Source organism: Amycolatopsis sp. NPDC043887 (assembly GCF_056435665.1).
This window is the reverse complement of sequence record NZ_JBWKEB010000004.1, coordinates 477323-497394: the sequence shown is the minus strand read 5'-3', so window position 1 is coordinate 497394 and position 20072 is coordinate 477323. Positions and strand designations below refer to the sequence as shown.

The 20072-nt window shown below is 66.6% G+C and carries 26 protein-coding genes; 8 read left to right on the top strand and 18 right to left on the bottom strand.

Annotation, left to right across the window (positions count from 1 at the left end):
• Positions 1 to 69: 69 nt before the first annotated feature.
• The gene (locus tag AC069H_RS14230; protein WP_478232536.1) at positions 70 to 219 is read left to right on the top strand and encodes a 4Fe-4S dicluster domain-containing protein; all 150 of its coding nucleotides are present in this window, start codon (positions 70 to 72) and stop codon (positions 217 to 219) included.
• 51 nt (positions 220 to 270) lie between these two features.
• Here the strand turns inward: AC069H_RS14230 and AC069H_RS14225 are convergent, their stop codons facing one another.
• The 18 genes from AC069H_RS14225 to AC069H_RS14140 all read right to left on the bottom strand — a co-directional run bounded on the left by AC069H_RS14225 (position 271) and on the right by AC069H_RS14140 (position 14726).
• Entirely contained in the window at positions 271 to 594 is a 324-nt protein-coding gene (locus tag AC069H_RS14225) for a hypothetical protein (RefSeq protein ID WP_478232535.1), read from the bottom strand.
• A 243-nt stretch (positions 595 to 837) separates the two neighbouring features.
• On the bottom strand, positions 838 to 2040 hold the full coding sequence (locus AC069H_RS14220; protein ID WP_478232534.1) for a cytochrome P450: 1203 nt from the start codon (positions 2038 to 2040) through the stop codon (positions 838 to 840).
• A gap of 23 nt (positions 2041 to 2063) precedes the next feature.
• Positions 2064 to 3089, bottom strand: coding sequence for an LLM class flavin-dependent oxidoreductase (locus AC069H_RS14215; protein WP_478232533.1), 1026 nt, complete (start codon positions 3087 to 3089; stop codon positions 2064 to 2066).
• A 28-nt stretch (positions 3090 to 3117) separates the two neighbouring features.
• Positions 3118 to 3582 carry an anthrone oxygenase family protein gene (locus AC069H_RS14210; protein ID WP_478232532.1) on the bottom strand — a complete coding sequence of 155 codons (465 nt, stop codon included), beginning with the start codon at positions 3580 to 3582 and terminating at the stop codon, positions 3118 to 3120.
• Positions 3582 to 3959, bottom strand: a complete 378-nt coding sequence (locus AC069H_RS14205; protein WP_340682682.1) for a SchA/CurD-like domain-containing protein — start codon at positions 3957 to 3959, stop codon at positions 3582 to 3584. The genes AC069H_RS14210 and AC069H_RS14205 overlap by 1 nt, the downstream gene beginning before the upstream one ends.
• A 21-nt stretch (positions 3960 to 3980) precedes the next feature.
• Positions 3981 to 5390, bottom strand: a complete 1410-nt coding sequence (locus AC069H_RS14200) for an acetyl-CoA carboxylase biotin carboxylase subunit (RefSeq protein WP_478232531.1) — start codon at positions 5388 to 5390, stop codon at positions 3981 to 3983.
• Positions 5387 to 5911 (bottom strand): acetyl-CoA carboxylase biotin carboxyl carrier protein, encoded by a 525-nt coding sequence (locus tag AC069H_RS14195; RefSeq protein ID WP_478230537.1) that lies wholly within the window; start codon positions 5909 to 5911, stop codon positions 5387 to 5389. Before AC069H_RS14195 ends, AC069H_RS14200 begins: the two co-directional genes overlap by 4 nt.
• The gene (accD, locus tag AC069H_RS14190; protein ID WP_478230536.1) at positions 5908 to 7623 is read right to left on the bottom strand and encodes an acetyl-CoA carboxylase, carboxyltransferase subunit beta; all 1716 of its coding nucleotides are present in this window, start codon (positions 7621 to 7623) and stop codon (positions 5908 to 5910) included. The genes AC069H_RS14195 and accD overlap by 4 nt, the downstream gene beginning before the upstream one ends.
• Before the next feature lie 199 nt (positions 7624 to 7822).
• Positions 7823 to 8125: an antibiotic biosynthesis monooxygenase family protein gene (locus AC069H_RS14185; RefSeq protein WP_478232530.1), complete on the bottom strand. Its 303-nt coding sequence runs from the start codon at positions 8123 to 8125 to the stop codon at positions 7823 to 7825.
• The gene (locus AC069H_RS14180; protein ID WP_478230535.1) at positions 8122 to 8469 is read right to left on the bottom strand and encodes an antibiotic biosynthesis monooxygenase family protein; all 348 of its coding nucleotides are present in this window, start codon (positions 8467 to 8469) and stop codon (positions 8122 to 8124) included. Before AC069H_RS14180 ends, AC069H_RS14185 begins: the two co-directional genes overlap by 4 nt.
• On the bottom strand, positions 8466 to 9218 hold the full coding sequence (locus tag AC069H_RS14175) for an SDR family NAD(P)-dependent oxidoreductase (RefSeq protein ID WP_478232529.1): 753 nt from the start codon (positions 9216 to 9218) through the stop codon (positions 8466 to 8468). Before AC069H_RS14175 ends, AC069H_RS14180 begins: the two co-directional genes overlap by 4 nt.
• Before the next feature lie 35 nt (positions 9219 to 9253).
• A complete protein-coding gene (locus tag AC069H_RS14170) occupies positions 9254 to 9715 on the bottom strand; it encodes an anthrone oxygenase family protein (RefSeq protein ID WP_478232528.1) in 462 nt (153 codons plus the stop codon).
• 27 nt (positions 9716 to 9742) lie between these two features.
• Entirely contained in the window at positions 9743 to 10210 is a 468-nt protein-coding gene (locus tag AC069H_RS14165) for an SRPBCC family protein (RefSeq protein ID WP_478232527.1), read from the bottom strand.
• A gap of 1 nt (position 10211) precedes the next feature.
• Complete coding sequence (locus AC069H_RS14160; protein ID WP_478232526.1) at positions 10212 to 10475, bottom strand: acyl carrier protein; 264 nt, start codon at positions 10473 to 10475, stop codon at positions 10212 to 10214.
• 20 nt (positions 10476 to 10495) lie between these two features.
• On the bottom strand, positions 10496 to 11746 hold the full coding sequence (locus AC069H_RS14155) for a ketosynthase chain-length factor (RefSeq protein WP_478232525.1): 1251 nt from the start codon (positions 11744 to 11746) through the stop codon (positions 10496 to 10498).
• Positions 11747 to 11857: 111 nt separating this feature from the next.
• The gene (locus tag AC069H_RS14150; RefSeq protein ID WP_478232524.1) at positions 11858 to 12235 is read right to left on the bottom strand and encodes a SchA/CurD-like domain-containing protein; all 378 of its coding nucleotides are present in this window, start codon (positions 12233 to 12235) and stop codon (positions 11858 to 11860) included.
• Positions 12235 to 12978 (bottom strand): SDR family NAD(P)-dependent oxidoreductase, encoded by a 744-nt coding sequence (locus AC069H_RS14145; protein ID WP_478232523.1) that lies wholly within the window; start codon positions 12976 to 12978, stop codon positions 12235 to 12237. The genes AC069H_RS14150 and AC069H_RS14145 overlap by 1 nt, the downstream gene beginning before the upstream one ends.
• A 257-nt stretch (positions 12979 to 13235) precedes the next feature.
• On the bottom strand, positions 13236 to 14726 hold the full coding sequence (locus AC069H_RS14140) for a peptide MFS transporter (protein ID WP_478232522.1): 1491 nt from the start codon (positions 14724 to 14726) through the stop codon (positions 13236 to 13238).
• 168 nt (positions 14727 to 14894) lie between these two features.
• Between AC069H_RS14140 and AC069H_RS14135 the strand changes: the two genes are divergently transcribed.
• The 7 genes from AC069H_RS14135 (at position 14895) to AC069H_RS14105 (ending at position 20031) form a co-directional block, all read left to right on the top strand.
• Complete coding sequence (locus AC069H_RS14135; protein WP_478232521.1) at positions 14895 to 15548, top strand: SDR family NAD(P)-dependent oxidoreductase; 654 nt, start codon at positions 14895 to 14897, stop codon at positions 15546 to 15548.
• Between the two features lie 89 nt (positions 15549 to 15637).
• A complete protein-coding gene (locus AC069H_RS14130; protein WP_478232520.1) occupies positions 15638 to 15973 on the top strand; it encodes a TcmI family type II polyketide cyclase in 336 nt (111 codons plus the stop codon).
• Positions 15970 to 16398: a cupin domain-containing protein gene (locus AC069H_RS14125; protein ID WP_478230814.1), complete on the top strand. Its 429-nt coding sequence runs from the start codon at positions 15970 to 15972 to the stop codon at positions 16396 to 16398. Before AC069H_RS14130 ends, AC069H_RS14125 begins: the two co-directional genes overlap by 4 nt.
• Positions 16395 to 17648: a beta-ketoacyl-[acyl-carrier-protein] synthase family protein gene (locus AC069H_RS14120; RefSeq protein WP_478230815.1), complete on the top strand. Its 1254-nt coding sequence runs from the start codon at positions 16395 to 16397 to the stop codon at positions 17646 to 17648. The genes AC069H_RS14125 and AC069H_RS14120 overlap by 4 nt, the downstream gene beginning before the upstream one ends.
• Before the next feature lie 376 nt (positions 17649 to 18024).
• The gene (locus AC069H_RS14115; RefSeq protein WP_478230816.1) at positions 18025 to 18867 is read left to right on the top strand and encodes an alpha/beta fold hydrolase; all 843 of its coding nucleotides are present in this window, start codon (positions 18025 to 18027) and stop codon (positions 18865 to 18867) included.
• A gap of 9 nt (positions 18868 to 18876) precedes the next feature.
• The gene (locus AC069H_RS14110; RefSeq protein WP_478232519.1) at positions 18877 to 19752 is read left to right on the top strand and encodes a helix-turn-helix domain-containing protein; all 876 of its coding nucleotides are present in this window, start codon (positions 18877 to 18879) and stop codon (positions 19750 to 19752) included.
• Between the two features lie 24 nt (positions 19753 to 19776).
• On the top strand, positions 19777 to 20031 hold the full coding sequence (locus AC069H_RS14105) for an alpha/beta fold hydrolase (protein ID WP_478232578.1): 255 nt from the start codon (positions 19777 to 19779) through the stop codon (positions 20029 to 20031).
• Positions 20032 to 20072: the final 41 nt, after the last annotated feature.

Sequence of the window (20072 nt, the reverse complement as noted above, 5' to 3'; positions counted from 1 at the left end):
ACCGACGTCAAAGACCGGTCGTGCGTGAACGTGTGCCCTGTCGACTGTATCCACGACTCGGGAGCGCAGATGGTGATCGACCCGGTGGAATGCATCGACTGCGGCGCCTGTGTGCCGGAATGCCCAGTGGAGGCGATCTTCTTCGAGGCCGACGTGCCGGACGGCGAGCGGGAATCATTGGCTCGTGCCGAGTCGTTCTTCGACCAAGGGACCGGATAGCGAAACCGCTTCCGGACGGGCGTTTCGCACGCCCGTCCGGAAGCCGCCGGTTCAATAACGCTCGGCGGTCACCGTCGTCTCCGAGACCCGCACTATCTGCCCATCGGCGTCCACTGCCGTACCGGTTCCATGCGAGGTGAATGTGTCCCCCGACGTAAGCCTTCCTTCGTGGTCCACGTGCACGTCGAAAGCGAACTCGTTGTCGTCGTCGAAGGCCTGCTCGCGGAAGGTGAACCGGAACCCCTCCCTGGTCCGCCTCCATTTTCCGATCCCGGTGGTCTGACTGCCGGTGTTGGTCTGGATGAGCAGCCCTTCGGCGGCGAAGGCGAACAAGCCGCGTTCGTTCCGCGTCCCATCCGCGAAAGTCACTCGCACCGCCCAGGTCCCTTCCGGACTCTGTGGGCGGGTTCTCAGATCAGTGTCGGCTTCCGCCTCTCTCGCCGGCGCCAGATCCTCTTCCTGAGTGGACATATCCCCTCCGCGATCACTGGTGATAATGGTTCGTGCCCCTGCATGGCCCAATTTAGCAAGGCGCCGAGGACTCGGGCGCACTTCAAGGGTTTTTCAGGAACTCGAACCAACCGCCGGAGGAGTGCGTGATTCATTGACGGTTTCGTGTCACCAACGCACCGGCAAACTCGCCAGCGCACGGGCCGTCAGTCCGGTCTTGAGTTCGACCTCCGCCGGCGCCACCGCCAGCCGAAGGGTGCCCGGAATATTGCGCATAAGTGCGTAAAGAGCCTCTTGCATCTCCAGTCTCGCCAGTTGTGCACCGAGGCAGTGATGGATTCCGTAGCCGAAGGCCATATGCGGATTGTGCGACCGAGTCAAATCGACACGGTCCGGCCGGTCGAATACCTCGGTATCGTGGTTGGCCGAGCCGAGCGCGGCCAGTACGGCGTCTCCGGCGCGGATCGTGACGTTGCCCAGCCGAACGTGCTCGAGTGCCACCCTCAGCTGAGTACCGGTCAGCGCGAAAGTGTTGTGCCGCAGCAGTTCTTCTATGGCGCTCGGAACGAGGTCGGGCTGGGCGTACAGTCGCGCCATCTGCTCGGGCAGGCGGAGCAGAGTGAACAGTGCGGTACTCAACGTGCTCGCGGTACTCATATGGCCGACGGTGATCAAGATCAGCGCGAAGCTGACCAACTCGGTTTCGGACAGCTTGTCCTGCTCGTCGCGAGCGGCGATCAGGACGCTGAGCAGGTCGCCGGCCGGGTGAGCGCGCTTTTCCGCGACCAACTCGACGAGGAACCGCTCGATACTCGCTCGCGCCGCCCCCACCTCGTCGCGAGAGTGCGAGGACAGGCTGAAGATCACGTCAGTCCAGCCATGCAGCGTCCCGAAATCCGAATAGGGCACACCGAGCAGTTCGAAGATGACTTTGCTCGGCAGCGCGGCGGTGAACTGCCCGAGCAGGTCGGCGGACCGAGGGCCACTCGCCACCTCGATCATCAGGTCGTTCGCAAGTTCTTCGACCCGGGGCCGCAAAGCCTCGATCCGGCGGGTGGTGAAAGCCGGCGCGACCAGCCGGCGCAGCCTGGTGTGATCGGGCGGGTCCATACCGAGGATGGTTTCCGGGCCAGGACTGGTGTTCCCCATCCGCGGGCCACCTGGCAGTTCGGCGGCCGCGCGGCTGAACCTGGCGTCCGCCAGAACCTTGCGGACGTCCGTGTACCGGGTGACCAGCCAGGCCCGGTCCCCGGACGGCAGGGTCACCTCGGTGACCGGTTGCCGCGCGCGTAACCGGGTGAACTCGGCGGGCAGGGTGAAGTCGGGTGGCTGCGGGAACGGGAACGTGAGCCCGGTGAGTTCCGTGGACATGGCGCACTCCTTTACGAAGGCGGTCAGGCGAGCCCTGCGTGGTCCAGCGCTTCAGCGGCGACACGCAAGATGGACTGTTGTTCCTCGATCGCGCGCGCGAACGGCGACAAGGCCAGTGTGGTCACTCCCGCCTCGGCGTACGCGGTCATCTTTTCCGCGATCCGTTCGCGGGGCCCGAGCAAGGCCGTCGCGTCGATGAACCCGAATGGCACGGCTGCGGCGGCACCTGCGTGATCACCGGCGCCATACCGATCGTGCACCTCATCGGCCTCGTTCGGGTACCCCATGGTTTTCATCAGGCTGTGGTAGAAGCTGTGTTCCTTGCTACCGAGGCTGACGAACCGTGCGATGTAGTGCCGGACGGCGTCCGCCGCCTCGTCCGGCGACCGGCCGACGACGACGGGTACCGAGGGAGCGACCTCGAATCCCTTGTATCGCAGACCCGCCTTGTCCCGCCCCGATCGGATGTGGGGAAGCGATTCGGTGATCCGGTCCGGTGAGCAGAACACACCGAACCAGCCATCGGCGACCTCGCCCGCCAGTTCGAGGCTGCGCGGTCCGATGGCCGCCAGGTAGATCGGTACGGCCGCAGCGTGCGCCGAGCCGAATTGCTGAAAGGGTTCACCTCGTGCATCCGGAAGCGGCAGTTCGTTGAGTTCGCCTCGATATCGCACGGGCTCGTCGTTCAACGCGAGCCGTACGATCTCGATGTACTCCCTGGTACGGCGGAGCGGGCGATCGAATCGGACACCGTGCCATCCCTCGGAGATATGCGCGTTGGAGATTCCGAGCCCCAGCCGGACACGCCCAGGGGCCAAGGTCTCCAAAGTGGACGCCGTCATCGCGGTCATCACTGCCGAACGCGCGGGAATCTGGAGTACACCGGCTGCGAGACCGATCCGTTCGGTTCGCCCGGCCAGCATACCGAGCACGCTGATGGCGTCCGTACGGTAGCCCTCGGGAACGAACGCGACGTCGTAGCCGAGCCGTTCCGCGGCCGACGCCACCGCCGGTGCGCCGTTCGGCGCGATGTTCACCCCGAGCTTCATCGGACTTCCTCCAAACGCGTCAGTGTGATCAGGCGATGGTGACAGCGACTGCGGTGCACGCCAGAGCGAGCATCGCCAGCGCGGTGCGCAGGAAATGCCATCGGCGCCACAGGGGTCGCGGATCATGCCAGTCGTCGGGCATCCGATCCGGATCCAGTTCCCTTGTCTGCCGGTTGATCGGCACGTTGCACCAATGGGAGACCACGGACACTCCGAGCAGCGAGACAGCCGCGCCACCGAATAGGAGAACCGCGGCCGTTCCCGGCATCAATACAGCGAGCACGATTTCGATCAGGGTCGAGCTCAGCACCAGTACGGGCATGGTGGGGTCCCAATTGCGCCCGAGCAGTTTCTGCGCGTAGACGTAGCGGCCGGGCGGCATCGCGATCAACGCGGGCAAGGTACTCAGGGCGACCGCGAACAGCACGCCGGCCACCGTTCCGCTGCCCATCAGGGCAAGCACGCTGAGCAGGTCGGCCACCGTGGCGGGCATCAAGGGACGTCTGGCTTGTCGGCCGAGAGCTGGGAAATGCAGCGCATGGTGCTCCTCTCGAAGGTCTTGGTGAATCCTTCGACCGATCCCGTGTCTCTCGGCCGGGCGAGATAGGGCTTGAGTTTGCGCTCGACCTCGCGCACTCCAGGCTGAGTCGCCATGAATCGCGCGATGTCGGCAAGTTCACCTTCGTATTCGACGAATCGCACCATGATGTCGTTCTCGATGAACACAGCGGTCGACAAGATGCGCCCGACTTCGTTGCCATCGTCGTCGAGCACGACTGGCGAGCCAGTACGTTTGAAGTCGGCGAAGATCTCGGCGATCTGCTCTTCGCAACCGGCCTTGATACCGTATCTGATCGCTGTGATGGGCATTGTGGACTCCTTTGTTCGGGGTCAACTCGCCGACGTGACGGAGACATCGGCCATTCGTTCCAGCAATGAAGTGTCGTGAGTGCCTTCACGAAAGGACGGGTTCCGGATGATCTCGCGAAGCGCGTCCCTCGTCGTGTGGATACCAGGACCACCGATCCGGAACTCGGCCAGCGCGCGGTCCATCCTGGCGAGCGCCTGTGCCCGATCCGGCGCCCACACGATCACCTTGGCCAGCAAGGAATCGTAGTCCGGCGGAACGCGCCAGCCGGGATAGGCATGTGTGTCGACCCGGACGAACGGGCCGGCGGGCGGGGAGAATTCGACGAGCTTGCCGGGGCAGGGGGCGAAGTTCCGGCTGGGGTCCTCCGCGTTGATCCGGCACTCCACCGCGACGCCACGCGGTTTCACGTCTTCTTGCCGAAGGGAGAGCGGCAGGCCCGCCGCGACCAGGATTTGTTCGCGGACGAGATCAATACCGGTCACCATTTCGGTCACCGGATGCTCGACCTGTATACGCGAGTTGACCTCCATGAAGGCCGCCTCTTCACCGGAGACCAGGAACTCGAAGGTGCCCGCGCCGGTGTAGCCGACCGCTCGCGCCCCTCGGGCCGTGGCTTCGGCGAGTATTCCGGACAGCCCTGCGGCCAAGCCGGGTGCGGGGCTCTCTTCGACGAGCTTCTGGTGACGCCGCTGCACCGAGCAGTCCCGCTCGCCGAGGCAAACGACGTTGCCGTGCTCGTCGGCGAGCAGCTGGATCTCGACATGCCTGGCGTTTTCCCAGAAACGTTCCAGGTACACCCGCTCGTCGCCGAACACCGCCCGTGCGGTCGCCCTGGTCGACCGATAGGTCGGCAGCAACTCCGCCCACTCTCGGACGATCGCCATTCCCCGGCCGCCCCCGCCCGCCGATGCTTTGATGATCAACGGCAGGCCGATTCGCCGTGCCTCGGCGAGAACCTCGGCCGACCCGTTCACCGGTTTCGTCGTCCCGGGAAGCAGCGGCAGGCCGGCCTCGCTCATCAGGCGCCTGGCCAAGGACTTGTCCCCCAGCCGGGCCATTACTTCGGGCCGCGGGCCGACGAAGGCGAGCCCGTTACTCACACAGATCTCCGCGAAATCCGGGTCCTCGGACAGAAAACCGTAACCGGGATGAACCGCTTCCGCCCCGGTCCGCAACGCGACCTCGATGAGCGCGGGTGGATACAGATAGCTCTGTTTGGCCGCACCCGGGCCGATCTGGACCGCCTCGTCGGCGGCGAGCACGGCGGCCGACTCCTTGTCGACCGTGGAGTGCGCGACCACCGTGCGGATGCCCATCTCGCGGCAGGTCCGAACCACCCGGAGAGCGATTTCGCCCCGATTGGCCACCAAAAGGGTCTTGAAGACGGGTTCGGTACGCCGATTCCCGATCGGCCGCGGCAGCGAGCTCATTCCGGCACCTCGGGTTCGATGGCGATCAGTGCTTGGTCGTACTCGACCGGCTCGGCGTCGGCGACGAGGATCCGCGTCACCCGCCCCGCTCGGTCCGCGACGATCGGGTTCATCAGCTTCATCGCCTCCACGATCGCCACCTGCCGACCGCGTTCGACCACGTCACCGACGGCCACGAACGGCTTCGCACCGGGTTCCGGCGCGAGGTAGCAGGTGCCGACCACCGGCGTGCGTATCGTCGGAGTTTCGGTCGCAGGTGACGCCGCGGCGGGCTTCGCCGGCTCCACGTCGGAAGGTGGTCGCCCGCCTTCGACGACCGGCCATTCCACATCGATGGTCGCGCTGCCCAGCCGCACCCTCGCGCGCTTCGGCACCCGCTCGGTCGAGGTGACGACCTCGGCCAGGCTGCGGCAGAGGATCTCCATCGCGTCCTCGGCGCCGAGCTTGAGCATTTCGGTCTCGAACCCCAGCACATCCGACAGATCCCGGCTCGCAGTGAACTCGGGATGCCTTTCGATCATTTCACCGTCTCCCTGGTCTTCGGGCGGACCTCGGCCGAGCCGAATCGCCGGAACCTTGCACGCCTCGCCGCCACCAGAGCGTCGCTGTCCCGCCCGTGCAGTTCACGCAGCGCGCAGACCACTGCGTCACGTACGAGCGCGCTGGCAGCCGCCGGATCCCGGTGCGCGCCACCCGGCGGCTCGGGCACCACTCCGTCCACCACCCCCAGGGACAGCAGCGACTTCGCCCCCACCTGCAGCGCCTCGGCGGCGGCGGACACGGCAGGCGTGGCAGAGCTGCGCCAGAGGATGGCGGCACACCCCTCTGGACTGATGACCGAGTACGTGGCGTTCTCGCACAACAGGACGCGGTCCGCGACGGCCAGCGCCAGCGCTCCGCCGCTGCCGCCCTCCCCGGTGATCACGGTGACCACCGGCACCGGGAGCCCGCCCATGACCCGCAGGCATTCGGCGATCGCGTTCGACTGCCCGGTCCGCTCTGCCTCCGGCCCCGGATGTGCGCCAGGGGTGTCGACCAGGGTGACCACCGGTATCCCCAGTTTGGCGGCCAGCCGCATCAAGCGGATCGCCTTGCGGTAGCCGGCCGGGGACGGCATCCCGAAATCTCGCCGCACGAGTTCTTCGGTGGTACGGCCTTTCTGGTGGCCGATCACCATCACCGGCAGGCCGTTGAGCTCGGCCGGCCCGCCCACGATCGCCGGGCTGTCGTGCCCGGCGCGATCCCCGTGCAGTTCGACGAAACCGTCGGTCCAGTTCGCGAGATGATCGAGTGTGGTCGGTCTGCCGAGGACGCGGGCACGCCGGACCACCTCGTCGATGGCCGGAGAAGACAGGGTTTCCGGGTCTCGCAGCACAGGGTCCGGTACACCGTCACTCCAGCCGTCCGCAGGCGGCGCCGCCGCGCCCACCAGGACCGCCAACAGCTGCGGCAGTTCCTTCCGAGGCGAGACGCCGTCGATCAGACCATGCTCGAACAGGAACTCGGCGGTCTGGAACGACTCGGGCAGGCTCTCCCGGATGGTCTGCTCGATGACCCTGCGCCCGGCGAACCCCATCCTCGCGCCTGGTTCGGCGACGATCACATCCGACAAGGTCGCGAACGACGCCGCCACCCCGCCGAAGGTCGGGTCGGTGACAAGGGTGAGGGTCAACAGGCCCGCTTCGTCGAGGGCGGCCATGGCGTTGCTGGTTCTCGCCATCTGCATCAGGGAGAGAGCGCCCTCCTGCATTCGTGCCCCGCCAGACGCGGTGATCACGAGCAGCGGCATCCTGCCTGCCAGCGCGGTTTCCGCGGCGGTCACGATCGCCTCTCCCGCGGCCGAGCCGAGACTGCCGCCGAGGAACCGGAAGTCCATCGCCGCCACGACGAGCGGGCGACCGCTCAACGTCGCCGACACCACCTGGACCGCGTCCTCCAGACCGGTTTCCCGCCGGGCACGGTCCAGCCGTTCGGTGTAGGGCACCAGGTCTGTGAAAGCCAGGGGATCGTGAACCGCCGCCGCAGGTTTCACCGGCCTCGCCGATCCTGGATCCAGTAACGAATCGAGCCGATCACGCACGGTCAGCCTGCTGTGCCAGCCGCAGCCGGGACAGACCTTGGCCGACCGCGCGAAGCGCTTGCCGTACAACAGCATCCGGCACCGTGCGCAGGACACCCACTCGGGTTCCGGCTCCCGCTGTACGCTGTCGGCGGCATCCATGGTGGCCGTCATGAGGTCCTTCCCTCCCTTGAGACCCGGGCCGATGACGGTTCATCGCGGTCATCGGACGGGAGTACGAGTCCGCCCATGCAGCCGCCAAGGGTCCCCAGCGACCACACCAACATCCCGCCTGCCCTGCTCCACGCCCGACGGGATCGTTGTTCCCGCTCGCGGCGCTCGGGTACGGGTGACCGCATGACGGCTCTCCTGCTCAGTAGGTGGCTCGCACCTGGTAGATGTCGAACGGCCTGGACAACCGCGTGTCCCGGAACGGACGCAGCGGTGCGGTCTGGGCCCGGTGCTCCGGTCCACGCTCCCACTCCTCGAAGGCGGTGACATCGCTCCACGAACTGACCACCACGAACCCGCTCGGGTCCGAAGTGGACCGCAGCAGCTCGTTGCCGAGCAGTCCGGGGACGCCGGCCAGCCGGACACTGGCCTCGTGGTAGGCGGCCTCGATCCGGTCCGGCTCCTCGGTCGCGTGGTACAACAGGACCCGCACTCCGCCGCTCACCGCGCTCGTTCCCAGTCGTGAGGAGACTCGGTGCTCGCCGTGCCCGGCAGGTACGCCACCACGCGCATGGTGGTCATCGAGCCGCCGGAGCGGAACGGGTGCAGTTTCCGCCGATGCTCCAGATGGCGGTCGCTGGTCTCGAACTCACGGAACAGCGCCTCGCTCACCCAATCGCTGACGATGTAGTAGACGCCTTCGTCCTCGGACCGGGACAACCACTGTCCGAGGTTGGCGGGGTGGGAGGTCACAGAATCGCCTATCTCCAGCCAAACCCGCTCGAAGTCGCCTTCGGCGCCGGGGTTGATCTGCATCCGCAGCATCACGCGGAAAGCGTCGCCCGTCACGAGATCCCTCCGTCCACCGGGATGACGCCACCGGTTACGTACCTGGCCAGATCGCTGGCCAGGAACCGCACCACGTCGCTGACCTCTTCCGGAGAACCGAGCCTGCCGAGCGAAGTCTTCTCCGAGTAGCGCGTGACCATCGCGTCGCGTTGCTCGGCAGGCAGAGCCTCCAAGGCTTCCGTGTGGATCATGCCCAGCGACAGGACGTTGAACCGGATTCCCTGCGGACCGAACTCCCGCGCCAGTGTGCGGTTCAGGCCGTGCAACGCCGCCTTGGTGGCGGTGTAGTGGGCCCGTAACGGGATGCCGACCTCGATGGACTTCGAGCTGATCCCGATCACCGAGCCGCCGGCGGTGAGTAGCGGCAACGCCTGCTGGACAACCAGGTGTACCGCGGTCAAGTTGGTGTCGACGATGCGCTGCCATTCGGCGACGTCCAGTTCCAGGTACGGGACGTGGCTGATCGCGGCGGCGTTGTTGACCACGATGTCCAGCCTGCCCAACCGCGACTTGCATTCGCCGATCAGATCGGTGACCTGCGCGGGATCAGCGAGGTCCGCGGGCAACACGTGGTGCGCACCGCCGATCTCCTCGAGTGCCCGTTCGAGCGAGGCGGCCGCTTCCTTGTCCTGGCGGAAGCACGTGACGACGTCGACGCCGTCCCTCGCGAGAGCCAGCACGATGCCGCGGCCCACTCCCCGGGTTCCCCCGGTGACGAGCGCCTTCTTGCCTTTCAAACCGAGATCCATCTTCCCCTCCGCGTCCTGATCGGATCGATGATCTTTCACAACAGCAGCCCCACCGCGGCGCAGTTGGCCAGCAGCGCCGACGTCGCCGACACGGTCCGGGCGCGGTTCCAGCCACCCCAATGCCGTCGCGGATCCCTTTCCGCGAAGTCGTCCGGCAGGTTCTCGGGGTCCAACGTGCGAATCCACTTGTTGACAGGGACGTTCTTCGCCAGGGAGATGACGACCGTGCCCGCTGCCAGCAGGCCTGCCGCACCGAACAGCACCTGGGCGCCTGCCGGATCCGCCGTTAGTGCGAGCACCCCATCACCGAGCACCGTGCCGAGGAAGCAGAGGGGCATGAACGGGTCATAGCGTGTCGAGAAGAACCCGTGCGCCTGCACATAGCGCGCGGCGGGCAAGGTATCGAGCAAGGGCCAGCCACCGAGCTGGGTGCCGACCAGCACTCCTGCCGCCAACCCGTTCGCGAGCAGAACCACCGGAATCACGATCTCGAGCACCGCGCACCTCCAGCCGACGTGGTCGGGTCAGCCGACGGCGGCACCGTCGCGTGCGGCCGCTTCCACCTTGTCCTTGATCAACCGCATCTGCACCGGTGTGTTGCCATCCAGTCGCTCACGCATCGCCTCGTCACCGATCGGTGCCTGCGGCTTCATCTCAAAGTCCTGCACCCAGCGCATGCGGACACCCCGCTCGGTCTGGAGGTACTCCCAGAAGATCCACATGTACTTGAATGGACCGGTTTCCACACGCTGAGAACGCACCGTCCTGGTCGCCGCGTCCGGTGTTCTCGCCGAAACCCAGCTCCACACCTTCCCGCTCTCGTCCGGATGCAACGAAAGCCGGAAGATGACGGTCTCGCCACGTCGTTCCAGGATGGTCGCCTCCGAGTACTCACTGAAGAGCCGCGTCCATGATCCGATGTCATTGGTCATTTCCCAGACGAGGTCCATGGGTGCGTCGATGACGATCTCGTTCTCGGTGTGCCCTGCCATTTCAGATCCTCGCCTCCACGAACTGGGCATTGATGAATTCGACGGCCTTCGCCGGCGTGGGCATCTCCGCGATCGCGGAGTCCGGAATCGAAAAGCCGTAGCGGCGCTCCACCTGCCTGGCGAACTCCAGTACGGCGAGCGAGTCGTAGCCGAGTGCACCGAATTCGACATCGGCGATATCACCATTCAGATCGACTTCTTCGTCGACTCCCCCGCTCGCGCGCAGGATCTCTTTCAATTCCTCGAAGGTGAACCTGTCCGTCATCTTCTCGTCCCTTTCACTGTTCACAGCGCCTTGGCCCTGGGGAGATCCGTGAGTACGAGTGCCGCGTTGAAGCCACCGTGACCGCGCGCGAGGACCAACGCGGTACGCACCCTCCCGTCCCGGGGCTGGTTGGTCACCAGATCGAGATCGCAGCCGGGTGCCAGCCGGGCCGAGCCGACCGTGTGCGGGATGACGCCGTCCCTGATCGCGAGCAGCGCCGTGGCCACGTCCAACGATGCGCCTCCGCCGTACAGCCGTCCGGTCAACGTCTTCGGTGCCGTCACCGGCACCCCACGCGAACCGAAGACCGCGCTGATGGCCTGGGCTTCGGAAAGATCATCTGCCCGCACGCCCGCGGCATCGGCGAAAACGACGTCCACCTCCTCCGGATTGACGCGCGCGTCCGCGAGTGCCCGCTCGATCGTGCGCCGTAGTGCCGGCGGCCGTGCCGACCCCGGAGGGGGGTCGAAACCGGCGGCGTGGCCCGCAATCGCACCGTAACCGGATCCCTTGTCACGGTCCTGAGCACTCCGCGCGCTTTCCACGATCAGGATGGCGCCGCCTTCGCCCGGCAAATAGCCGCTCGCTTCGGCATCGAATGGCAGGTAGGCGCGATTTTGATCATCCACAGTGGAGAGCTTCCCGGTCGAAAGCTGAGCGACCAGGCCGTAGGGGCAAAGAGAAGCGTCGGTGCCACCACTGACCACCAGACGAGAACCACCGTGAACGAGTCTGCGGGCCTGGTTCAACGCGTCCAGACCACCCGCCTGTTCACAGCACAGCACGCCGCTGGGACCACGCATGCCGAAACGGATCGAGATCTGTCCCGTGGTCGCCGCGTAAAACCAGGCGATCGACTGATAGGCCCCGACACCCGACGGACCGTCGAGGTACAGGCGCTCCATCTCGTGCTGGCCGAATTCGGTTCCGCCGGACGAGCTCGCGGTGACGACGGCCATCTCGTAGTCAGGAAACTCCGCGGGTCGCACGTCGGCGTCGGCCAGAGCCGCTTCGGCCGCGGCGAGCCCCAGATGTGTCCAGCGGTCCGTCTGTGGGATCAGCCTGCCGGGTACCCGCTCTTCGGCGAGGAAGTTCGGCAGCTGCCCGGCAAATCGGACCGGGTAGTTCGAAGGGTCGAACCGGGTGATCCTGGTGACGCCGGATTTGCCTGCCAGAACCGATTGCCAATGTTCCGCAATGCCGATACCCGTCGGCGCCACCACACCGATACCCGTTATGACCGGGCTGGTGGCCGCACCAGATGCGTTCATCGAAAGACCTTTCCGAATATCGGTCCCGCGTGTTTTCCATCGCTTCTCAAGACTGGTCGACCTGCCTGGAAACTCCCTCCAAGCCCGCTGAACGGCCGAAATCGCGAGGTCTCATCCCGCCGCGGGGTGCGACTCCACGGAGAACTGGGAGATGACCTGCATGGTGGCGTCACGGAAGTAGGCGCCGAAGGCAGCCGGGGTACTCGTGTCCCGTGGCGTCTCGAGATAGGGTGCCAGTTTCTCTTCGATCAGGTGGACACCACGCTGACTCGCCATATGCCCGGCGATCGCGGAGAAGTCACCTTCATAGTGGATCACCCGGACCATCACGTCGTCCTTGATGAACACGGCGGTCCCGAGCAGTCGCCCGGCCCGCCTGTCGTCCGCGTCCCGGAACCGGGGGTCGTCCACTCGCTGGAATGCGGCGAAGATCTCGGCGATTTCGGTCTCATGGCCCGGTTTGACCCGATAGGTGATAGCGGCGTACATCAGATCCCTCCATCCACGTTCAAAGTCGCCCCGCTGATGTAGCGGGACGTGTCTCCGCTGAGGAAGAGCACAGCGCCGGCGACGTCCTCAGGACCGCACAACCTGCCGAGCGCGGTCATCCCGGTGATGCGGTCCACGACGGGTGCGGGCAGGCCCGCACCCGGTTCGGTCTCGGTCAGCCCCGGTGCGACCAGGTTCACGCGAATACCTTGTGGGCCAAGGTCTTTCGCGAGGGCCCTGGTGAATCCCGTCAACGCGGACTTGGAGGCGGAATAATGCACTCCGTTGACCCGGCCGCGCTGTGCCACCGAAGATCCGATGTTCACCACCGCGGCACCGGCCCCCAGCAGGCCCAGCACGGCTTGGGTGACCAGGTAGGCGGCGGTGACATTGTGCTCGAAGACACGGTGCCATTCCTGTTCCGGGAGCTCTTCGAAAGGCGCAGATCCGTCCACACCGACGTTGTTCACCAGAACGTCGAGTCCGCCGAGCGTATCCGCCGCGGCTGTTGCCAGGGCGGCCGCTCCCGCACGCGTGGTGACGTCGGCCTGAACCACTCGATGCCCGGCTCCACGCTCCTTGAGTTCCCGGGCCAGGCTCTGCGCGTCTTCGTCTTCCGTGCGGTGGCCCGCGACGACCGTCGCACCGACGTCGGCGAACGCCAGCACGGTGGCCCGTCCGATTCCTTTGCTGCCTCCGGTCAGCAGCACCCGTTTTCCGGACAATCCCTGATCCACCATCATCTCCTTGACTTATTGAGGGGAAGGGCGAACGTGGCGTGGTCGGCGCGGGGTGGTCGTGAGTGGCGTTTCGGGTTCTAACCCGAAACGCCACTCACGACCTCCGCGCAAAGCGCCCAAAGCGGGCACACGGGGGTGTTTTTGTGTCCCTTGTAGACAGTGGGGACGCGATCAGCCCGGCAGGCCGGGCCTCCAGCACGCAGCATTTGACCTTCCCCTCAACAGGAACCCAGAGGTTCACGAATTCGCGGTGAGTCGCGTCAGGACAAACCGCGTGTCAGTGCGCGGCGCCCCACCCAGAAGGCGACCCCGCAAAGGATCGCGGCCGAGCCGAGAAGCGAGTAGTAGAGCGGTTCCGGCATGACCGTGCTGAGCCGGACCACGCCACTGCCGATGCCGCCGCCCAGACCGGCGAACAGCCACAGCATCCCCAGTGTTCGCCCCAGAAATCCCGCGGGCAGCACGTCCGCCGCGGCGGAGATCGTCACCGCCGCGATGATCACTTCCCCGCACGCGTGCGTCAGATAGACGAGCACCATCCACCAGGGCGAGATCTTGGTGCCGTCGGCGCTCACCAGCGAAGTGGCCACCGACATGACCAGGAAGCCCGCGCCCACAAGAAGCAGGCCGACACTGAACTTGGTGCCGACATTGTGCCGTCCTCCCCAACGTGGCAACGCCGAGGCGATCACCGGCGCCAACAGGAGAATGAACAACGGGGTCGCCGCCTGCAACCAGCTCGCGGGCATGACGAACCCGAGCACCTCGAGGTCGACGTGATCCCTCGCGAACAGGTTCAGGAGTGACGCGGCATGGGCGACGATCATCCAGAACAGCGCGGAACCCAAGTATACGAACAGAAAGAAGGTCAGTCGCCTGCGGTCGTCCGATTCCAGCGCTGGATCGGCTCGTAGCCGGACATAGCAGATGATCGGTGTCACCACGCTGAGCAGCCCGATCAATCCGATCGCCACGACGGCGCTGAGCAGACCAGCGATCGCGAGCCCCGCCAGTACCACCACGATCGCCGGGCACAACAGGGCCAGCCGCCGTATCAGCGTCCGACGCTCCGGCGCGTCGAGCGGCCGGATCGCCGTGGCACCGACGCCGTGGAACTGGGCGGAGGTCACCCGGAGCTGAACCGTGGTGGCCAGGAGCACCAAGGCGATAGCCAAAAAGGCGAGATGCCAGCTGACCCGCTCGCCGAGGTAGCCGGCGATCAACGGTGCGAGCAGCGCCGACACCTGGGAAGCGACGTACATCAGCGAGATGCCGGCCTCCCTGCTCCGGCTGCCACCGAACATCATGTTGATCATCGCCTGGTGGTTCGGCTTGTAGACGGCGCCCCCGATCGCCAGCATGGGCAGCGCCACGGCGGCCGTCCATCCGGCTGGAATGGACAGGAGGAGGTAGCCGACGACATTCACCGCACAGCCCGCGAGCAGCGCGGTCCGGTTGCCGAGCCAGCGGTCACCCACCCAGCCGCCTGCAAGCGACAACATGAACATCAATCCGATCCATGCCCCGAACAAGGCCGCCGCGTCCGCCATGGCGAGGCCGAGGCCCCCACGCTCCGCCGGCGCCGACGCATACAGCACGAGAATCGCCTGCAGACCATAGAAACCGAACCGCTCCATCGCATCGCTCGTGAACAGAGTCACGTACCAGCGAGGCATTCTCCTCACGCCGACCGGTCGGTCGTCCCGCGTCCCGCGCTCGGCCCGTGTGGTGGGCACCGCCGCGTCGTCCACACCCTGTCCCTCCGCCGGAAGCCATGCGAAGAAAGGGATACCGACGAGGCCTGGGGAATCCCTGGGTTCCTGATCCGCCCCGGTGCCCGGCTCCACCACGGCACCAGCCGCGTCTCACACTTCCAGGCCATGGTGTTCCGGACATTCAGTCAGGTAGTGAGGAGCACCATGGCCGAACAACGCACCGCCTTGGTCACCGGAGCCAACCGAGGGCTGGGGCAAGCCGTCGCCGCCGAACTCTCCCGGCGGGGGCTGAGGGTCGTGCCCACCGCACGACAGGCCGGAGGGACGAACGGGGCCCAGGTGCTGGACGTCACCGACGCCGAGAGCGTACGAAGGGCTGCGGAGCAGGTCGGCGCGGTCGATGTACTGATCTGCAACGCGGGTGTCCTGCTCGACGGCGGCACAGATCCGCTGTCCGTGTCGCTGGATCTCGTCGAACGCACCCTGGCGGTGAACCTGCTGGGCGGCTGGCGGGTGGCTCAGATTTTCGTCCCGGGGATGATCAGCAGAGGATGGGGCCGAGTGGTCTTCGTCTCGAGCGGGACCGGAACCTTCGACGGAGGGCTCTTTACCGGCGCACCCGGCTATTCGGTGTCGAAGACAGCGGTCAACGGGCTGACCACGATGCTGGCAGCGCACACGAAGGACACCGGGGTGCTCGTGAACGCGGTGAACCCAGGGCCGACGCGGACCAGGATGATGCCGTCGGCGCGACGATCCGTGAAGGAGTCCGCGGACGACATCGTCCATGCCGCAACGCTTTCCGACGACGGACCTTCCGGGACACTCCTCCGGAACAGACGGCCAGCCCCCTGGTAGCACCCGCGTGTCGAGCGCGACTTCAGATGTTCCCCACCGCCTCTGGGAATCATCGGCTGGTCCGCGAAATCCGATCAGAAGGGACGACCGTGCACCGCACCTTGATCGTGGCGAAGCTGCGGACCGACAATCCACAGCAGATCGCAGCCGCCTTCGCCGAATCCGACGCTACCGAACTGCCGCACATGATCGGTGTGTCACGACGAACGCTGTTCACCTTCCACGACCTGTACTTCCATCTCGTCGAAGCCGACGAGGACATCTCGCCCAGCCTGTACCAAGCCCGCAAACACCCGCTGTACCAGAAACTCAACACCACGCTCGCCGAACTGGTCTCGCCGTACGACCCAGGCTGGCAGGAGCCGAAGGACGCGATGGCCGACCCGATCTACGTATGGACCGCCGAGAAGGGGCAGACCACGTGACGACGACCCAGCCGACGAAGGTGCGCGCCGAGGATGTCGCGTCCAATCGCAAACGCGGTGGTGACATCCGTGTCACCCTGAGTCCGAAGACCGTGGGATCCACCTCGGGTTTCGGCGGCTTGCTGTGGCTGGCCGCCGGTGAGGTGGTCACCGAGCACTACCACCCCTATTCCGAGGAGTTCCTGCACGTCATCACGGGCGATCTTGAGATGAAGTTGGACGGCGAGGCGGTACGGCTCGCCGCAGGGGAATCACTTCTCGTGCCGATCGGCGTGCGTCATCGGCTGGTCAACGTGGGCGAGACCCCGGCACAGGTGGTGTTCCACTTGTCACCACTGGCTCCGAGACCCGACCTCGGCCATGTGGACACCGAAGCACCGGCACATCCGGATCAGCCGGGCCCCGACGTCGGAGCGGCCCGATGAAGAGGACGCCCGTCATCACCGGTATCGGCGTCGTGGCGCCCGGCGCGTTGGGCAGCACCGCGTACTGGGACCTCCTGTCCGGAGGACGGACCGCCACGCGCCCGATCTCTCTGTTCGATGCCGGCGGTTTCCGGTCCCGGATCGCCGCGGAGGCGGACTTCGACCCGGCCGCGGCCGGACTGTCCGCCCAGGAGATCCGGAGGATGGACCGCGCCGCCCAGTTCGCGGTCGTGTCGGCCCGGGAGGCGGTGGGAGACAGCGGGTTGCGCTTGGACGCGCTCGAGCCGGAACGGGTGGCTGTCGCCATCGGCAGCGCGGTCGGCTGCACGATGGGCTTGGAGGAGGAGTACGCCGTGCTGGCCGACGACGGCAGGCGGTGGCTGGTCGATCACACCTATGGCGTTCCTCATCTCTACGGCTACATGGTTCCGAGCACGCTCGCCGTCGAGGTCGCACAGGACGTGGCCGCCGAGGGGCCTGTGGCACTGATCTCGACGGGGTGCACCTCGGGTCTCGACGCCGTCGGGCACGGAGCGGCGTTGATCCGGGAAGGCTCGGCGGACGTGGTGCTCGCGGGTGCCACCGACGCTCCGCTGTCACCGATCACGTCCGCTTGTTTCGACGCGATTCGTGCCACGTCGGCGAACAACGACGACCCTGCTCACGCCTCGCGCCCCTTCGACGCGCATCGGGACGGCTTTGTGCTCGGCGAGGGAGCCGCTGTACTGGTTCTTGAGGACAAGACCGAGGCCCGCCGCCGTGGAGCGCGAATCTATGCCGAGGTATCGGGTTTCGCCAGCCGCAGCAACGCTTTCCACATGACCGGGCTGAAACCCGACGGTGCCGAGATGGCTGAGGCGATCACACATGCGCTCCGGCAGGCCGAAATCGACCCCACCGACGTCGGATATGTCAACGCGCACGGATCCGGCACGAAACAGAATGACCGCCACGAGACCGCCGCGTTCAAACGCAGTCTCGGCGCCCACGCGTATCGAGTCCCGGTGAGCTCTATCAAGTCGATGATCGGACACTCCCTCGGGGCCATCGGCTCTCTCGAATTGGCGGCCTGCGCGCTGGCTTTGGACCATCAGGTCGTTCCTCCGACCGCGAACCTGCACAACGCCGACCCCGAATGCGACCTCGACTACGTGCCGAACACGGCGCGGGAGCACAAGATGGACGTGGTGCTGAGCGTGGGCAGCGGATTCGGAGGCTTCCAGAGCGCCGCCGTCCTGACCAAGGTGTGAAGGCCTCCCCTGAACGAGAACAAGTCGACACCGCGCTGCCACCGCACGGTGACTGCATCGCGGAGTGCGGCGACACTCGACTCGATGTCGAACTCGGCGACCGGACGCGGGCCGCGTCGACCACCACAACAGCCTTGCAGAACACCCCCATTGAAGTATCCGCGCCGCGCCATACATTGCTGCGTGAGGCTGGCTTGCCACCGCTCCCACCTTGGCAGGGCCGGCGAACATCGGCGATTAAGCCTGGATTCCAAGCCAGGCGCCTTATCGACACCAGTGTGGCGGACACGGCACACATAGCGGTCGCCCTGGGCACGCTCACGTTGAGCGACATTTGTCCAAGACCGGATGGTCGGTGACCATGCACCATCCTCGTATGAGTGAGAACGGTGATGAGCATTCGCAGGGGATACACGTGGTGCACGACGGCCCGCGGCAGGCGCCGCCGCTGTTGCTCATCCACGGATCGGGGGCGTCGGGCGCCTTGTGGAGCCCGGTGGTCCCGGCCCTTGCCGGCCACCACCACGTCATCCGGGTCGATCTCCCGGGCTGTGGCCAGTCCCCACCCTCGCCGTCTTACGACGTGCCCGCGCAGGCGAGCGGAGTGGCGGCGGTGCTCGACGAGCTCGGCCGGGGTCCGGTCACCGTTGTCGGGCATTCCAGTGGCGGTTACGTCGCCACCGCCCTCGCCGAACAGCGCCCCGACCTGGTGCGCTCGGTCGCGTTGATCAGCTGCGGCCCGCATCCCGGCGCGCTGCTTCCCCAGCCGTTGATCCTTCGGATCCTGCTGGGCCCGCCGTTCGGCCCGCTGATCTGGCCGAGGCGTTCGGACGCGATGATTCGCAAGGGAATCGGGGCAACGGCCGCTCGCCCGGTGGACGTACCCGACGACGCGGTCGCCGATCTCAAGCAGATCTCGTACCGCACATTCAGGACGATTTTGCGCCGAAACACCGAGTACATCGCCGAGCGCGGTGTGCCCGATCGTCTCGCCGCCCTCACCGTTCCGGTGCTGGCGGTCTTCGGTGCCGCCGACCCTCGCTGGGACCCGGCGTCGGTGCGCCAGTACGAGGTGGTGCCCAACGCTCGGATCGAACTGCTGTCCGGCGTCGGACACCTCCCCACGTTCGAGGCGCCCGAGGCGATCAGCGACCTACTGCTGAGCTGGACCTCGCGGGAACGGACCGTCGACACCCCGCCCAAGGTCCCCGATCCCTAGACTGGTCGTGTGCTGTCGACTGGAACACCGCCGGACTGGAAAGCGGTGGACATCGCGGTTCCGCGCCGGTGGGATCGGCTGCCGGGGATCAGCATGGCCGGGTTCCGCCAGAGTCTCCCCGCTTCCGTGGACATCGCCATGGTCGCGCACCCATCCGTCACCGTGCTCATCGACCTGAGCGAGGGAGAGGGCGTCGTCTGCGACAGCGGCGGCCGGCGCGAGTGCGGCAGTGTCGTCATCGGGCTCATGCCCGGCGATCTGCGGGCAGGTGGCCGCGTGGGCGAATGTCTCCAGATCCGCCTGGAGCCGGACGTGGCGGCCGGGGTGCTCGACGCGGCACCCGATCTCAGCGGGACGATGGCGCCCCTGGCGGACGTCTGGGGTCGCGACGCCGGGCGGATCGAAGACCGGTTGCGTGCCGCCGCGTCATGGGATGAACGGTTCAGGATCGCGGCGGAGGTCGTGGGCCAACGGATGCGCGCCCGCACGCCGGTCGAACCGGGAGTCGCCCACGCCTGGCGGCGGACGCTCACGAGCCGCGGGCGGATACAGGTCGACAGCCTGGCAGGAGAGGTCGGCTGGGACCGCAAGCGCCTGTGGTCCCGCTTCCGGTCCCAGCTCGGAATCAGCCCCAAACGCGCCATCAGACTGGTGCGGTTCGACCACGCCGCCCACCTCCTCGCGGCCGGTCGTACCGCCGCGAGCGTCGCCGCCGAGTGCGGCTACGTCGACCAGTCCCACCTCCACCGCGAGGTCAAGGCGTTCACCGGGCTCACACCCTCGGTCGTGACCGTCGCGCCGTGGCTCGCCATCGACGACGTCGCGTGGCCCGCATCATCACCGACCCGCAACCCTGCAACAGCCGGCGGCGCTGTCCGCCGATGACCGCCGGATACTGATCAAGTTGTTCTGCCGGATGCGGTCACGTCAGGGCTTCCGCAACGACCTCACCACCCGACGCGACGGCGCGGGAAAGTCGCACAACCCACCTTGGTGATCGCGAGCCGCCACGACGGATCCGTGCCCTTCGCCCACGCCGAAGCCCTCGCCTCGACGATCCAGCACAGCACCCTGATCGAGAGCGAAGCGGCGAGCCACTTCATCTGGTCGAGGCGAGACTGGGCGGCGATCAGTGGCAAGATCCACGACTTCCTCGCCACCTGAAACCTCGGTGGGGCGAGACCAGCACCTGGTCCCGCCCCACC